This is a genomic window from Ruegeria sp. BC5, from assembly GCF_056539205.1.
This window is the reverse complement of the sequence record NZ_JBQFUN010000001.1, coordinates 467,856-483,622: the sequence shown is the minus strand read 5'-3', so window position 1 is coordinate 483,622 and position 15,767 is coordinate 467,856. Positions and strand designations below refer to the sequence as shown.

Here is a 15,767-nt window from a genome sequence, read left to right as displayed (position 1 = left end):
TCTACTCCGCCCAGTGTACGGTCATGCCACTCAGCACCGCTGCGATGGGGGCCTCTTCCGGTGGCAGGGACATGGACCGTTCCAAAGCATCCCGTTTCGCGTTCCCGAAAATGATCAGGTGTTTTGACAAGGCACCATCCAAAACAGGCGCAGTCAGCGTGATACGGGGTTCCGGCTGAACCTCGGTCCGTGCCACCGCCAGAGGACGCGCGTGACCGCCCAACGCGGCCTCAAGCCCATCCATACCCGGGAACAGGGACGCGGTGTGCATATCCTCGCCCATTCCCAAAACCAGCACCGACAAGGGCCGGATCGGAGTGATCAGGCTTTCGATTTCCGGCAAGACATCTTCGGGCTCCTTCCCCGGCACATACAGAGGTATATATTGCGCCACCGACGCCCGATTTGTCAGCAACCGCTCGCGGATCAGACGCTCGTTCGAGCGGTCGTGATCACCCGGCACACAGCGTTCATCGGTGGGCAGAACCCACACCCGGTCCCATTCCAAATCCGCCGCGCACAGAACATCAAACATCGGGCCAGGCGTCGTGCCTCCGGGGACAGCCAATGAGGCAAAGTCGTGATGCAGCAAGGCGGATTCCAGTTCACCCGCCAGCACGTTTGCAACGTCGATGGCCAGCATATCCCGGTCGGCGTATTCCTGTATGTTCATGGGTTTATCCCTTGCCAGCGGCGACCGTCTCGTTTCATCAGCAGCTCGGCGTCGCCCGGGCCAGTGCTGCCGCTTTCATAAGGTTTGGGAACATCCCCGCGCGCCTGCCAGCCCGCGATGATCGGATCGGTCCAGGCCCATGCGGCCTCGACCTCATCTCCGCGCATAAACAGGGTTTGGTTGCCGCGGATCACATCCATCACCAACCGCTCATAAGCGTCCGGCGGGTCCTGGTTTTCGGGCCCCAATGCCTCGGCAAAACTCATGTCCAGAGGCACGTCGACCAGGCGCATCCCACCCTGCCCCGGTTCCTTGATCGTCACCTTCAGCGTAATGCCTTCGTTCGGCTGCAGGCGGATCGACAAAACGTTGGCATGGCGCCCGGCATCTGCGCCAAAGATCGAATGCGGCGCGTCTTTGAACATCACATTGATCACCGAAGATCGCGCCACAAGCCTTTTGCCCGTACGCAAATAAAACGGTGTACCCGCCCACCGCCAGTTACTGACGTGAGCCCGCAGCGCCACATAGCTTTCCGTGGTCGAACGTGGATTACCAACAGTATCCCGATAGCTGCGTCCACTCAGCCCACCTTCAAACTGACCGCGCACAATGTGGTGCGGCTCGACCGGGTCCAATGCGCGGATCACCTTGAGCTTTTCGTCCCGTACCGCGTCGGGGTCGAACTTGGCCGGCGGTTCCATCGCGATCAGGCAGAGCAGTTGCATCAGGTGGTTCTGCACCATGTCACGCATGGCGCCTGCGCGCTCATAATACTCTTCGCGCCCGTCAATGCCGACGGATTCGGCCACGGTGATCTGGATGTGGTCGACATACTGACTGTTCCACAATGGTTCGAAAAGCATGTTGCCAAACCGAACGGCCATCAGGTTCTGAACGGTTTCTTTGCCCAGATAATGGTCGATCCGGTAAATCTGCCCTTCGGAGAAATGTGCCGCTAGCGTCGCATTCAACGCCTGCGCGCTGCCCAGATCATGACCAAAGGGTTTTTCGACAACGATCCGTGTCTGGGTCGTGGCCAGATCATTAGCTTTGATCCGTTCGGCCAGCGGTCCGAACAGGCGCGGCCCAACCGAGAAATAGAACGCCCGTACCCGATCAATTGTGAGCTTCGCTGCAAGCTGACCCCACCCCTCATCCGTAAGCGCATCTAACGCGACATAATCAACCCGTTGCAAGAACGCATTCAATGCCTTGGCATCCGCACAATGCGCGGGCGCATGTTCGCGCAACGATTGCGCGACCACATCCCGAAACGCATCGCTGTCCAATTCCGATCTGGCGGCACCAATGATCTGAACATCCTCGGGCCATTGTCCGGCACAATAGCGTCGGAACAGGGCAGGCAGGATCTTACGCTGCGCAAGATCGCCAGTACTGCCAAAAATGACCAGATCGAACGGGTCGACGGGGATGACGCGAGAAACCATGCGTTTCCCTTACCTTACCCCTGAGGGCATGTCCAATGTTAGCGCAAACAAAATTACACTTTTTCCCATCATCAAAACTCTGTCAGGTCGGCCGTGGCACCCTTAACTAATTCGGTCTGAAAGGCTAAGTCAGCAGCAGGACTGCAAAGAACCGGATACCGGAATGAAAGACAACGCCTCTCAGATTGCCAATATCGGCAAATTTCAGAACACATTGGTGACGGCTGACGGGCAAACACGGGCCTCGGTTGCGCTTAGCAACCCTGAAACGCTTTGGTTCAACACCGGTACCTTGTGCAATATCGAATGTGTCAACTGCTATATCGCAAGCAGCCCGACCAACGATGCGCTGGTCTATATCACCGCCGATGAGGTGCGGGACTATCTGGATCAAATCGAAGCCCGAAATTGGCCGGTTCGGGAAATCGGGTTCACTGGTGGCGAACCATTCATGAACCCAGAAATGATCGACATGACCCGCGCCGCGCTGGAGCGTGGGTATGAGGTTTTGATCCTCACCAATGCCATGCAACCAATGATGCGCCGAAAGATGCGTGAGGGTCTGCTGGAATTGCAGCGTGACTACGGCAACAAGCTAACCCTGCGAATCTCGGTCGATCACTACTGCTCCGATCTGCATAACGAAGAACGTGGCAAGGGCAGCTTCGCCAAGACCGTGACCGGGATGGAGTGGCTGCGTGACAACGGCTTAAACATGGCCGTGGCCGGGCGCACTGTCTGGGGTGACAGCGACGCGGAAAGCCGCGCTGGCTATGCTGCGTTTTTCAAGCAGCACGGCTTTGACATTGACGCCCAAAACCCGGGCCAGACGGTTCTGTTCCCCGAGATGGACGAAACCATCGAAGTGCCGGAAATCACCACAGCTTGCTGGGGTATTCTGGACAAATCACCCGACGCCGTGATGTGCGCCAGCGCCCGTATGGTGGTAAAGCGCAAGGGTGCGGAACGCCCCGCCGTTCTGGCCTGCACACTTTTACCTTATGCGCCCGAATTCGAAATGGGTCACACCCTGGCCGAGGCCGAGGCGGACGTACACCTCAACCATCCCCATTGCGCCAAATTCTGTGTTCTGGGCGGGGCCAGCTGTTCAGGCTGATCAGTTCAGTTCAGGCGATTCCCAGAATTTCGTGCCGGACGCCCCAGCCGAGACGCGCCAGCCTTTCTTGCCCAGCACGAAAAAGGACCGGCCATCAGTGAACCGCACGGTTTCCCCGCTGCGCTCGTCACCGTACATCGCCCCGGTTTCCGCTGTTGCGTCGTAACCATATTCGATAAATTTCGCCAGATCGGCGGGGGTTTCAAACAGGATCACGAACTTGGTTTCAAACCCACCAATACCCACTGCGGCACCCACTCCGCCAGTACCCATGTTCATATAAGTGTGCTGACCGGTATCCATTGAAACGGCCACCCCGCGCCCATACCCGGCCGAGACCGGAAACACCGTAACCTTGCGCGAGTCGAACACGGCGTAGCCCGCACTTACGTCATACAACGCTTTTGCGTCGGGGTTTTCCGCTAATAACTGGGTAAGAACCTCGCTGGCCATCGCGTCCAGCTTGGCGCGCGTCTCTTCCGGGGTGGCCTCGTTCGTCACCAAATCCGTGGTCGAGTTGATGGTCCCCTCAACCGCGCTTGCACCTTTCTGAATGGTGTTGCCCACGGTTTCAGTCCCACGCCCTACAGCGTCGGCTGTGTTCGCAGCACCTTTTTTGATTTTATCAAAGACGCCTTCGGCGACGGCTGGTCCGCCAGTTAACAGCGCAGCGGCGAAAAGCAAAGCTCGGGACATAAAGCGATTCCGTATGTGACCAATGGATTGGTCGACACCATAACCCAAGCACTAATAAATTTAACGCGTCTCAATCGTTACTGACCAAAAAACAGGCTGGATATTCAATTGACCCTGAATTCACCCACCATGTTGCGCCATTCACCGGGCGCGATCATCTTGCGATGCGTAAACCGGACCGAATGCAGCGGACCGTCAATCTCGCGCTGCCAGAAGTCGATGAAATCGAACAATTTCGGATGATCCGGCGCCAGATCGTAATCCTGCCAGATGAACGTGTTCAGAACGTGAATGTAATCGGGCATGCGGTAGAAGAATTCTGCCGTTGTCAGCCCGTACCCTTTGAGCATTAGTTCGGTTTCGCTTTGCTCCATGCAGACCTCCAATTTTGTTGCAAGGTCTCTTCAGGGTAACACGAAAACACCCTAACCCTTAGTTAACAATATGTTACTCAGGTGTTACGGGGTTTTTCGTATGCAAAATCGTTGCTTGCTTGCACCTTATGTGCCGGATCTGATAAGGTGCATCCACAAGATATAGACCCAAAACAAAACACGGGCAGTTTACGTGAGCGATACGCCAGATATTCCTGAAAACATGGACGAAACCCCGCCCGAGCGCCCCGTTTATGACGGCCCGACGGTGTCCATCGAATCCGAGATGCGCACGTCCTACCTGGACTATGCAATGTCGGTCATCGTCAGCCGCGCGATCCCCGATCTGCGCGACGGGCTGAAGCCGGTGCATCGCCGCATTCTGTATGCAATGCACGAAACCGGGAACACACACGACAAGGCCTATCGCAAATCGGCCCGCCCGGTTGGCGACGTTATGGGTAAGTACCACCCGCACGGTGACAGCGCGATCTATGATGCGCTGGTGCGGATGGCGCAGGATTTCTCGATGTCGCTGCCGTTGCTGGATGGTCAGGGCAACTTTGGCTCGATGGACGGCGATAACCCGGCGGCCATGCGCTATACCGAAGTGCGCATGGACAAGCCTGCCGCGTCGCTGCTTGCCGATATCGAGAAAGAGACGGTCGATTTTCAGGACAACTATGACGGTAAGGACCGGGAACCGACCGTCCTGCCCGCCCGTTTCCCGAACATGTTGGTCAATGGTGCTGGTGGTATCGCCGTGGGCATGGCGACCAACATCCCACCGCACAATCTGGGGGAAGTGATCGACGCCACGCTGGCACTGATCGACGACCCGGACCTGACGTCCGAGCAGTTGATTGAATACGTCCCCGGCCCCGACTTCCCGACCGGCGGCGTCATGCTGGGCCGCTCGGGTGCGCGCAAAGCCTATCTTGAAGGTCGCGGCAGCGTCATTATCCGTGCCAAGACCCGCGTGGAAGAACTGCGTAAGGATCGTTACGCTATCGTCGTCGATGAAATTCCCTATCAGGTGAACAAGGCCGCGATGATCGAAAAGATCGCCGAGGCGGTGCGTGAGAAGCGCATCGAAGGCGTGGCCCATGTACAGGACGAGTCCGACCGTAACGGTGTCCGCGTGGTAGTCGAACTGAAACGCGATGCGACACCCGAGGTGGTGCTGAACCAGCTTTACCGCTTCTCGCCGATGCAAACGTCCTTTGGCTGTAACATGCTGGCCCTGAACGGTGGTCGGCCTGAACAACTGACCCTGCGCCGGTTTCTGACCTCGTTCATCGATTTCCGCGAGGATGTCGTTGCCCGCCGCACCGCCTATGACCTTCGCAAGGCGCGGGAACGTAGCCACATCCTGTGTGGTCTGGCCGTGGCCGTTTCCAACGTAGACGAAGTTGTTGCCACCATCCGGTCATCCGCGGACGCAGCCGAGGCGCGTGAAAAGCTGATGACGCGCCGTTGGCCTGCCGCTGAGATCGAGGGTTATCTGCGACTGATCGATGATCCTCTGTCCAAGATGAACGACGACGGCACCTATAACCTGACCGAGGTTCAGGCCCGCGCCATCCTCGACCTGCGCCTCCAGCGCCTGACCCAACTGGGCGTCAAGGAGGTCACGGACGAGTTGGAAGAACTAGCAGGTAAGATCAAGGAATATCTGGATATTCTGTCCTCGCGCGAACGCATCATGTCGATCATCGGCGATGAGTTGCGCAGCGTGCGCGAACAGTTCGCCGTTCCCCGTCGCACCGAGATCGTCGACTGGTCCGGCGACATGGAAGACGAGGATCTGATCGAACGCGAAGATATGGTCGTGACTGTCACCTCTGGCGGGTACATCAAACGTACCCCGCTGGCCGATTTCCGCGCGCAGAAACGCGGCGGTAAGGGCCTGTCGGGCATGCAGACCAAGGAAGAGGATGTTGTTACCAACCTCTTCGTTGCGAACACGCACACACAGCTGCTGTTCTTCACCACCGACGGCATGGTCTATAAGCTCAAGACCTGGCGCCTGCCACAATCGGGCCGGACCGGTAAGGGCAAAGCCATCGTCAACATCCTGCCAATCCCGACAGGTGTTTCCATCGCGGCTATCATGCCCGTGGATGTCCCGGATGAAGAGTGGGAGAACCTGCAGATCGTCTTTGCCACCAGTGCCGGCGACGTGCGCCGCAATGCGCTGAGCGATTTCACCAACGTTAAGCGCAACGGTAAGATCGCGATGGATCTGCCCGACGGTGTCGAGCTGGTAAACGCGCGCATCTGCTCGGAAGATGATGACGTGATGCTGGTCACCAACTCTGGCCGTGCGATCCGCTTCCAGACCACCGATGTGCGTGTCTTTAAGGGCCGCAAGTCGACCGGTGTGCGTGGCATCAGGCTAAGCAATGGCGACCGCGTGGTGTCGATGTCGGTGATCCGCCATTTCGAGGCTACGTCGGACGAACGCGCCGCCTATCTGAAAATGCGCCGCGCCGTGGCCGGCCTGACCGAAGAGGTCGAAACCAATGACGAGGATGGCGATGCGCTGGCGACCATCAGCCAGGAACGCTATGCCCAGATGTCGGCCGCTGAAAATCTGATCCTGACCATCACGGCAGGCGGTTCGGGCAAGCTAAGCTCCAGCCACGATTACCCGGTCCGCGGACGCGGAGGCATGGGGGTTGCTGCCATGGACAAGGCAATGCGCGGCGGAGAGCTGGTGGCCTCGTTCCCGGTTGAGATCGACGATCAGATCATGCTGGCGACGTCCAAGGGACAGTCGATCCGAGTGCCGGTCGAAGGCATCTCGTTCCGGTCGCGCAGCGCGGGCGGTGTGAAGGTGTTCAACACCGGTAAAGGCGAAGTGGTCGTCAGCGTCGCCTGGATCGCCGATCAAGGCGACGAAGAGGCCGAGGGATAAGATTACAACAAAGGTCCCAAAGCGCAGTGTTTTGGGGCCTTGGATTTGTTTTCGCCAACAATCTCTCAAAATGTGGCAATCAACGGTTTGCCCGATAGAACGATCAAATCGGCGCTGGTTTCTGTATTTCCTAAAAATCGCTATTCTATGACCAATGATATTTGAAACAGCAGTTTCAAGAGGTCGTTTTAATGCGAATTTTGTTCAAACAAAGTTTAGTTATCTTTTGGTTCCTCTGGTGGACATTCGCGTTTTTGACCGATTTCATCGGCGGGCTAGAGCTGCTGGGGTTGACTTCAACCCCTTGGTTTGACGGTCACAACTTTCCGTTTCTGCAAAAAACGCTGGCGCAGTTTGGTGCCTCTACTGCCGTTGATGTAATTTTATTTGTCGGGATCATACTGTGGCTATTTCTTTCGACGCTGCTATTTGCGTTCGCTTCATTTACCCCGTATTCCCAGACGGATCGCTGGCAGAAGAGGGTCGACGCAGCGTTTATCGCATCGCTAGGATTGTGGCTTGCTTTTTTTCTGGCGGATCAGACAGTTATGAATTTTGATTTGGAAGAAAACCATATGGTTCAGGGGGGCTTTCAACTATTATGCTATCTGACCATCTATCTACTGCCTGATTAGCAATGATCGGTTCCTATGGGCTACTTTAGGCAAAGAACTGGCAACGCGGCACACATGTGACAACGAGTTTGGCCGGAAATTGTGCGTTCAAAGATTGTAGAGCGTACCAAATTTCTGTTCCAAATACGCCAACAACGGTTCCGGTCCCGGTTCAATCCCGCTGGCGCGTTGGATAGTCTCGCGCGGGGTGAAGAGCCCGCCAAAACGCTGTAGGTTCTCGCACAGCCAACTGGTTGCGCCAGACGTGTCGCCCCTGATCAGTTGCGCATCCAAATCAGGAACCGCAGCGCGCAACGCTTGATACAGACATCCGGCATAGACATTGCCCAATGAGTAGGTCGGGAAATAACCAAACAATCCGACCGACCAGTGGACGTCCTGTAAACACCCGTTCGAAGGTCGGTCGACCTCATATCCAAAATCGGCCTTGAACCGGTCGTTCCACGCTGCCTCCAGATCGCTGACCTGAAGGTCTCCGGCCATTAGGGCGCGTTCAAGGTCAAAGCGCAGCATGATGTGCAGGTTGTATTGCACCTCGTCCGCCTCGGTCCGAATATAGCCTTTGTGTACGCCGTTGACCGTGGCATAGAACGCATCGGCATCCGCGACATCGAAATCACCGAACGCGTCAACCATTTGATTGTAAAGCCACTCCGTGAACGCCCTAGATCGGCCCAGCTGGTTTTCATAAATCCGGCTTTGACTTTCATGCACGCCCATCGACACGCCCTGCCCCAGTGGTGTCAGCGCATAGGCCGGGTTGATACCCTGTTCATAGGCGGCGTGGCCGACCTCATGAATGGTTGAGTAGAAACAGTTGAACGGGTCGGTCTCGCTGGTGCGAGTGGTGATGCGCACATCCAGGCCACTGCCCGAACTGAACGGATGCACTGCCTTGTCCACCCGCCCAGTATTCAGATCGTACCCGAACGTGGTCGCCAGTTTCTGCGACAATTGCATCTGTATCTGTTCGTCGAATTTTCCGGTCAGAGCGTGCGGTGCTGGTTTATCCAAAATGGCCGCGCGCAGGGCCACAAGACGAGGGCGCATCTGATCGAAAATCTCGGCGATTTGTGACCCGGTGGTATAGGGTTCGTAGTCTTCGACCATGGCGTCATAGACATCACCACCCTGCGCCAGTGCAGCGCCTTCTTCACGCTTGAGGGCAACGACCTCCTCGAGAACAGGCAGAAAGGTAGCCACATTCTCGTCTGAACGGGCTTGCGCCCAAGTTCCCTGGGCTGCTGACGTCACGCGCGCAATGGCCTTGGCCAGATCGGCTGGCACTTTTGCCGTCCGCTCGTAAGTTCGACGGATATCGCGCAATTGGGCGCGGGCCACGTCGTCTTGTGGGTCGGCTAGCTCCAACCACTCAGCCACGCGCGGGTCAGAACGGCGGGCATGCAGAACCGCTTCGATCGCGGCCATTTCCTCAGCCCGTTGCGGGGCCGCGCCGCGCGGCATCACCGTTTCCTGGTCCCAGCCCAGCCGCCCGGCGATTTGCCCGAGGGCCGACGTTTCGCGTTGGAAGGCCATCAGGTCATCATAGGCAGTCATCAGGGTCATGCTCCGCGGATTGAGGTGGCGATTGGATATGCTGTCAGGAAACGTGCGCGCAGGATCAGGGTCCAAACAACAACGGCCATGAACTGGTGGAAGATGGCGATCTGCCAGGGGGCCGCGTAGATCACCGTCATAATCCCGACCACCACCTGCAGCGAAAGCGCCGCAAAAGCTGCATTGAACGCAAACCGCGTTTGCGGATGCGCGCTGGTGCTGCCGCGTCTCCAGACAATGATGCCGAAGATAAACAGAAGATAGCCAGCACAGCGGTGAATGAACTGCACCAGACCGGGGCTTTCAAAGAAATTGCGCCACATCGGTTCAAGCATCGTCGCGTCAGGCGGCAACAGTTGACCACCGATCAGGGGCCAATCGGTATATGATCTTCCAGCGTCTATGCCTGCCACAAGGGCGCCTATGAGTATTTGTAGAAAGGCGAAATGCATCAGCCCGGTCGATAGCGAGAACAGTTTGCCCTCTTTCGCGCGGCGGGCCTGCATCAGGTCACGCTCCTCGCGCCCCAGCTCAAAGATGTACCACGCAAGGAACCCGAGGATAACGAAGGCCAGACCCAGATGGACTGCCAGGCGATAGCTGGCAACGGCCGTCATCCCCTCGCCCTGCGTCACGCCCGAGGCAACCATCCACCAGCCAACCGCGCCCTGAACACCGCCCAAAGCGCCTGGAATCAGCAGTTTACCGGTCCACCCGGTCGGAATTTTCCTAGCCAGCAGGAAGCCAAAGAACCCAAGTGCCCAAACTAGACCGATCACCCGGCCCAGTTGACGGTGACCCCACTCCCACCAGTAAATGGATTTAAAGTCATCAAGCTCCATCCATTGGTTCTGAATGCGCCATTGATCGATCTGCTTGTACTTTTCGAACTCGGCCTGCCAATCGGCCTCGGTCATTGGTGGGATGGCCCCAGTGACCGGGCGCCATTCCGTTATCGACAGTCCGCTATCGGTCAGGCGTGTCAGGCCGCCTACGGCGATCATGACAACGACCAGCGCGAACAGGATCGTCAGCCAGACGCGAATTGCCCCGCGTGCACCGCCACGACCACGGTCAATCATGCCCGGTTGAACGGCCTGTTGTTTTTCTGTGTCTGAGACGTCTTCGAAGATGCTGCGCTTACCGCTCATGCTGTCCTCTTGTGCCTTGGATTTCGTCGCAAGCTAGGGTGAAGGGGGGCTAAGGTCCAGCCTCAGCCTTTATCCTTCCAACGGACCATCTGACGCATGATCCCGTGCAGCATCTGCACATCCGCGCGCGTCATCCGCATCCGAGACCACAGATTGCGCAAATTGGTCTTCATGCCTTCGGCCTTTTCGGGGGGATAGAAAAAGCCCGCCTCGTCCAGCCGGTCCTCGTAATGTTCGACCAGTTTTTCGACCTCGATCCCCGTGGCCCAGTCGCCTTTGCCCAGATCGGTGGCTTCGTGCACCACATCGCCTGTCTGGCGCATCCACTCATAGGCGGTCAACAACACGCATTGGCCAAGGTTCAGCGAGGCATATTCCGGGTTTACCGGAACCGAGATAATGGCATTTGCCTTGGCGATATCTTCGTTTTCCAACCCTGCCCGTTCCGGTCCGAACAAGACCGAGACCTTTTCACCAGCCGCCACTTTTTCGGCCGCGATCTGCATCGCGCGTTCGGGGCTGTAGACCGGTTTGGTCAGACCACGCTGGCGCGCGGTGGTTGCAAAGACAAAGGTGCTGTCGGCCAGCGCGCCCGCAAGGTCATCGAATAGCTGCGCTTCGTCCAGCAAGCGCCCCGCCCCGCTGGACATTGCCACCGCCTTGGGGTTTGGCCAGCCATCACGCGGTGCCACGATCCGCATCCGGTCCAGCCCGAAATTCCACATCGCCCGCGCGGCAGCGCCGATGTTTTCACCCATCTGAGGGCGGACGAGCACAAAGGACGGCTGGGATGTATCGCTGGGCATGGTTGTCTCCGGAAAACTTGGCTTGCTGTAATCGGCGCGATGGCGCAGGGCAAGGCATCCGATTGGTCAATTGCGCCTTAAACCGGCATAAAAGTTTGCTTCCCCGGCACAATCCGCTAAACCGCGCCAAAGACTGAAAGCTAAGGACGCGCCAATGGACACCCCCGAGCAGCCGCAGATTTACCTGATCACCCCTCCGACCATCTCATTGAGCACGTTCCCCGACCAGCTTAGCCGCGTTCTGGACGGTGCCGAGATTGCCTGCATCCGACTGGCTCTGGCAGGCAATGACGAAGACGCGATCTCGCGCGCTGCTGATGCTTGCCGCGAGGTGGCCCATACCCGTGACGTGGCGCTGGTCATCTCGAACCATGTTCTGCTGGCGCAACGGTTGGGGTTGGACGGGGTGCATCTGGACGACGCCGCACGTTCAGTGCGCGCCGCGCGCAAGGAGTTGGGCGCGGATGCCATTGTTGGCAGTTTTTGTGGCGCGTCCAGCCATGATGGCATGACCGCCGGCGAAGCTGGCGTAGATTATGTTGCCTTTGGCCCGGTCGGCGCGTCAACGTTGGGGGACGGAACCACGGCTGAAAAAGACCTGTTTCAGTGGTGGTCTGAGATGATCGAGGTTCCGGTTGTGGCCGAAGGTGGCCTGACGCCTGAGCTGATCCGCGACCTGACCCCTTGCACTGATTTCTTCGGTATCGGCGATGAGATCTGGTCGCAAGAAGACCCGCTTGCCGCGCTTAAAACTCTTACCGATGCGATGTGAGCGTTAACCCTTGCACCCACCTCGGGGCTGCGGCATGACACGGGCATGACTCAGAACAGCGAAATCCTGTGTATCGGCTCGGTCCTGTGGGACATAATCGGGCGGTCCGCCAGCGCCATGCGTCAGGGCTCGGACGTGCCGGGGCGGATCACCCGCCTGCCTGGCGGAGTGGCCATGAACATCGCCATGACGCTGGTACGCTTCGGTATGACGCCGACCCTTCTGACAGCCATTGGTCGCGACCCCGAAGGCGACGAACTGGTCATCGCCTGTTCGCGGCTGGGCATGGTCACGGACCACATCTATCGTTCGCAGGATTTGCCGACAGACAGGTACATGGCCGTCGAAGGGGCCAACGGCCTGATCGCGGCAATTGCTGACGCGCATTCGCTTGAGGCCGCCGGGGCGAAAATCCTGCGCCCCTTGATGCATGGGCCGCTGGGTTATGAGAACACTCCGTTCCAGGGTCCCATCGCATTGGACGGCAATCTGACGCTGACCTTGTTGGAAGAAATCGCCCAAAGCCCCGCCTTTGCGCGTGCGGACCTGCGCGTGGCCCCGGCATCGCCCGGCAAGGCCGAACGTCTGCTGCCGTTCCTGAAACACGCCCGTGCCACGCTTTATGTGAACCTTGAAGAGGCCGGCATCTTGTGCCAGCGCGAATTCACCGATTCTGAAGGCGCTGCCAAGGGCTTGCTGGACCGTGGCGCGCTGCGGGTGCTGGTCACGGACGGCGGCAACTCGGCCACCATTGGCAGCGCTGACGAGATACTGACCCAAACACCGCCCTCCGTTCTGGTCACCCGTGTGACCGGTGCGGGCGATACTTTCATGGCGGCGCATATCGCGTCCGAGGCCAACGGTGCGTCCAATGACGAAGCCTTACGCCGCGCCCTGCATGCCGCCGCAACCTATGTTTCCGGAGAAACACCACTGTGATCGACATCCAATATTCCGCCGAGGTCCGCGCCGCCAAAGATGCAGGTCAGCCCATCGTTGCGCTGGAAAGCACCATCATCACCCATGGTATGCCCTACCCTCAGAATATCGAGGTGGCGGCGCAGGTTCAGCAGGACGTCCGTGACGCTGGCGCGGTTCCTGCAACCATGGCCGTGATCAAAGGCAAACTGCATGTGGGCCTGGAAGACGACCAGTTGAAAGCCTTGGGGCAGGCCCAGGGCGTCGCCAAGATCTCACGCGCGGACATGGCGGCCTGTATGTCGACCAGCGGCACCGGGGCCACGACAGTGGCCGCCACGATGATCGCCGCGCGCTATGCCGGGATCGAGGTTTTTGCGACCGGTGGCATCGGTGGTGTGCATCAGGGGGCCGAGACCTCGTTTGACATCTCAGCCGATCTGCACGAATTGGCGCAGACACCCGTTACTGTTGTTGCAGCCGGTGCGAAAGCCATCCTGGATCTTGCTAAAACACTTGAAGTGCTCGAGACATTGGGCGTTCCGGTTATCGCGCATGGACAGGATGAATTCCCGGCCTTTTGGTCCGCCAAGTCCCCCTATCCCGCGCCCTTGCGCATGGATAGTGCCGAAGACATCGCCAAAGCTCACGCCACCCGTCGCGCGCTTGGCCTGCCCGGGGGTCAGCTGGTTGCCAACCCGATCCCGGACGCCGATCAAATCCCGGCCGAGGAACTGGCCCCCATCATCGCTGCCGCCCAATCCGACGCGGATACGCACCGGATCACTGGCAAAGGCGTCACGCCATACCTGCTACAACGGATCTATGAACAGACCGGGGGCCGCTCGCTGACCGCAAACATTGCGCTGGTGCGCAACAATGCCCGTCTAGCCGCCGGTATCGCGATTGCTTTGACCAAATCCGCCTAGAGCTACCCTATTGTACCAAGACGCCGGACTGCTTAACTAAATCGGCAAACCAATCAGGATCGCAATGAACACACCGTTTGACGAAGAACCCCACCGCGGACCGGGCCTGTTTTCCCGGCTGCGCGCGTCTTTTCTGACGGGCATCGTTGTCATTGCGCCTGTCTGGCTGACGATCTGGTTGATTTGGTCCGTCGTGGGCTGGATCGACAGTGCTGTCCTGCCGCTGATCCCACAACAGTTCCAGCCCCAACAATATGTAGGCATCAACCTGCGCGGCGTCGGCGTCATCATCTTTCTGGTGTTCACTGTTCTGGTGGGCTGGGTCGCCAAGGGGATTCTGGGACGGTCCTTTATTTCCTTCACCGAAAGCCTGGTAGAACGGATGCCGGTTGTCCGCTCGATCTATTCCGGGATCAAGCAGATATCCGAGACGGTCTTTGCCCAGACAGAAAGATCTTTTGAAAAAGCCTGCTTGGTGCAATATCCACGCCGCGGTATCTGGGCTATCGGCTTTGTATCGACCACCGCCAAAGGCGAGGTCACCCAGCGCGCCGAAACCGCGGGCGAATTGCTGAGCGTTTTCATCCCGACCACGCCAAACCCGACCTCGGGGTTTTTGCTGTTCTTTCCTGCCGAAGACGTCATTCTGCTGGACATGACTATCGAGGACGCGGCCAAGCTGGTGATTTCTGCCGGTCTGGTTTACCCTAACGGCAAAGATCCGACGCTACCGCCTGAGTGATCAGCCAAACATCTCGGGCAGGTTGACAGTACTGTTCCGCCCCAAATCGCCCTTGTTGTCCGAAAGGAACCGATGCGCAGCCGTGCGCCCGGCCTCTTTCAACTTGTGCAGAACAACCGGGTTCGGCACCGTCTTAGTTGCCACCGACAGATCGTTCATCAGCGCGTCATCGGCGATCATGTGAACCAGAACCCGGTTCATCTCACCCGCTTTCAATTTGCCTTCGGCCAACAAGCGCTGCACGAAGCTGATCGCGCGCAATTCGCGGAACAGGGATGAGTTAAAGCTGATCTCGTTGATCCGGTTCTGGATTTGTTGCGGCGTTTTCGGCACTTCTTCCCGTTCCAGCGGGTTGATGTTCACGATCACCACATCATCCGGCAGATCGGTGTTGAACAAGGGGTACAGCGCCGGGTTCCCGGTATAGCCGCCATCCCAATACGCTTCGGTCCGGCCCGATTTGGGATCAAAAATCTCAACTGCCTGAAACAGGTTCGGCAGGCAGGCCGATGCTAAAATCGCATCGGTCGAGACCTCATCCCCAGTAAAAACACGGATCTTGCCACTGCGCACGCAGGTGGCGCAGACGAACAGGCGCGGTCCTTCATCGGCGCAAATTTCCTTGAAATTGAACCGGTCCACCACCGGTTCCAGCGGGTTGCGATAAAACGGACCATAAGCATAGGGCGATACCAGCCGCGACCATGCATCGCCCACGGAAAACGGCAGGGAATACTCCATGGCGTTCGCAATCTGAGCGGGCTCAAGTGCCTGCATCCAATTGGCAAGGCGCATATCGCCGACGGCCCCCATGCGCGCCCACAGCCCATCAAGGCTGGCCCGCGCGCCGTCACGTCCATCGCGTACCATGCCGGATTTGAACGCAGCCCCGTTCAGCGCCCCGGCCGAGGTGCCGGTGATTGCCGCGACCTCGATATCATCCTCGTCCAGCAACCGGTCCAAGACACCCCAGGTAAAGGCGCCATGCGCGCCGCCGCCCTGCAGTGCCAGATTGATGCGTTTCAT

General features: G+C 58.3%; 15 protein-coding genes. 7 read left to right on the top strand and 8 right to left on the bottom strand.

All coding sequences use genetic code 11. The features are described 5' to 3' along the window. Position 1: 1 nt before the first annotated feature. Both pgl and zwf read right to left on the bottom strand, forming a co-directional pair. Positions 2-673, bottom strand: a complete 672-nt coding sequence (gene pgl / locus ACR0LY_RS02480; RefSeq protein WP_170348854.1) for a 6-phosphogluconolactonase — start codon at positions 671-673, stop codon at positions 2-4. Beyond that, positions 670-2,124, bottom strand: a complete 1,455-nt coding sequence (gene zwf / locus ACR0LY_RS02475; RefSeq protein WP_170348855.1) for a glucose-6-phosphate dehydrogenase — start codon at positions 2,122-2,124, stop codon at positions 670-672. Before zwf ends, pgl begins: the two co-directional genes overlap by 4 nt. Before the next feature lie 163 nt (positions 2,125-2,287). Between zwf and ACR0LY_RS02470 the strand changes: the two genes are divergently transcribed. After that, a complete protein-coding gene (locus ACR0LY_RS02470; RefSeq protein ID WP_170348856.1) occupies positions 2,288-3,241 on the top strand; it encodes a radical SAM protein in 954 nt (317 codons plus the stop codon). On the opposite strand, the gene ACR0LY_RS02465 is transcribed toward ACR0LY_RS02470, so the two are convergent. Beyond that, positions 3,242-3,937: a lipid-binding SYLF domain-containing protein gene (locus ACR0LY_RS02465; protein ID WP_217353031.1), complete on the bottom strand. Its 696-nt coding sequence runs from the start codon at positions 3,935-3,937 to the stop codon at positions 3,242-3,244. It abuts the gene before it with no gap. Between the two features lie 104 nt (positions 3,938-4,041). Beyond that, complete coding sequence (locus ACR0LY_RS02460; protein ID WP_058280415.1) at positions 4,042-4,311, bottom strand: usg protein; 270 nt, start codon at positions 4,309-4,311, stop codon at positions 4,042-4,044. Positions 4,312-4,534: 223 nt separating this feature from the next. Here ACR0LY_RS02460 and gyrA point away from each other — a divergent pair, with 223 nt between their 5' ends. Both gyrA and ACR0LY_RS02450 read left to right on the top strand, forming a co-directional pair. After that, positions 4,535-7,231, top strand: coding sequence for a DNA gyrase subunit A (gene gyrA, locus ACR0LY_RS02455; RefSeq protein WP_174820455.1), 2,697 nt, complete (start codon positions 4,535-4,537; stop codon positions 7,229-7,231). A gap of 191 nt (positions 7,232-7,422) precedes the next feature. Then, positions 7,423-7,866: a hypothetical protein gene (locus ACR0LY_RS02450; RefSeq protein WP_480567091.1), complete on the top strand. Its 444-nt coding sequence runs from the start codon at positions 7,423-7,425 to the stop codon at positions 7,864-7,866. Positions 7,867-7,953: 87 nt separating this feature from the next. On the opposite strand, the gene ACR0LY_RS02445 is transcribed toward ACR0LY_RS02450, so the two are convergent. The 3 genes from ACR0LY_RS02445 to ACR0LY_RS02435 form a co-directional block, all read right to left on the bottom strand. Continuing rightward, complete coding sequence (locus ACR0LY_RS02445; protein ID WP_170348859.1) at positions 7,954-9,423, bottom strand: carboxypeptidase M32; 1,470 nt, start codon at positions 9,421-9,423, stop codon at positions 7,954-7,956. 5 nt (positions 9,424-9,428) lie between these two features. Beyond that, positions 9,429-10,574 carry a heme A synthase gene (ctaA, locus tag ACR0LY_RS02440; RefSeq protein WP_170348860.1) on the bottom strand — a complete coding sequence of 382 codons (1,146 nt, stop codon included), beginning with the start codon at positions 10,572-10,574 and terminating at the stop codon, positions 9,429-9,431. A gap of 62 nt (positions 10,575-10,636) precedes the next feature. Beyond that, positions 10,637-11,380: an RNA methyltransferase gene (locus ACR0LY_RS02435; RefSeq protein ID WP_170348861.1), complete on the bottom strand. Its 744-nt coding sequence runs from the start codon at positions 11,378-11,380 to the stop codon at positions 10,637-10,639. A 154-nt stretch (positions 11,381-11,534) separates the two neighbouring features. On the opposite strand from ACR0LY_RS02435, the gene ACR0LY_RS02430 reads away from it, so the two are divergent. The 4 genes from ACR0LY_RS02430 to ACR0LY_RS02415 all read left to right on the top strand — a co-directional run bounded on the left by ACR0LY_RS02430 (position 11,535) and on the right by ACR0LY_RS02415 (position 14,741). Continuing rightward, on the top strand, positions 11,535-12,152 hold the full coding sequence (locus ACR0LY_RS02430) for a thiamine phosphate synthase (RefSeq protein ID WP_170348862.1): 618 nt from the start codon (positions 11,535-11,537) through the stop codon (positions 12,150-12,152). Positions 12,153-12,197: 45 nt separating this feature from the next. Further along, positions 12,198-13,091, top strand: a complete 894-nt coding sequence (locus ACR0LY_RS02425; protein ID WP_170348863.1) for a PfkB family carbohydrate kinase — start codon at positions 12,198-12,200, stop codon at positions 13,089-13,091. Continuing rightward, the gene (locus ACR0LY_RS02420; protein ID WP_170348864.1) at positions 13,088-13,999 is read left to right on the top strand and encodes a pseudouridine-5'-phosphate glycosidase; all 912 of its coding nucleotides are present in this window, start codon (positions 13,088-13,090) and stop codon (positions 13,997-13,999) included. The genes ACR0LY_RS02425 and ACR0LY_RS02420 overlap by 4 nt, the downstream gene beginning before the upstream one ends. A 64-nt stretch (positions 14,000-14,063) precedes the next feature. Then, positions 14,064-14,741: a DUF502 domain-containing protein gene (locus ACR0LY_RS02415; protein ID WP_170348865.1), complete on the top strand. Its 678-nt coding sequence runs from the start codon at positions 14,064-14,066 to the stop codon at positions 14,739-14,741. Here the strand turns inward: ACR0LY_RS02415 and ACR0LY_RS02410 are convergent, their stop codons facing one another. Further along, positions 14,742-15,767 carry a patatin-like phospholipase family protein gene (locus tag ACR0LY_RS02410; protein ID WP_170348866.1) on the bottom strand — a complete coding sequence of 342 codons (1,026 nt, stop codon included), beginning with the start codon at positions 15,765-15,767 and terminating at the stop codon, positions 14,742-14,744.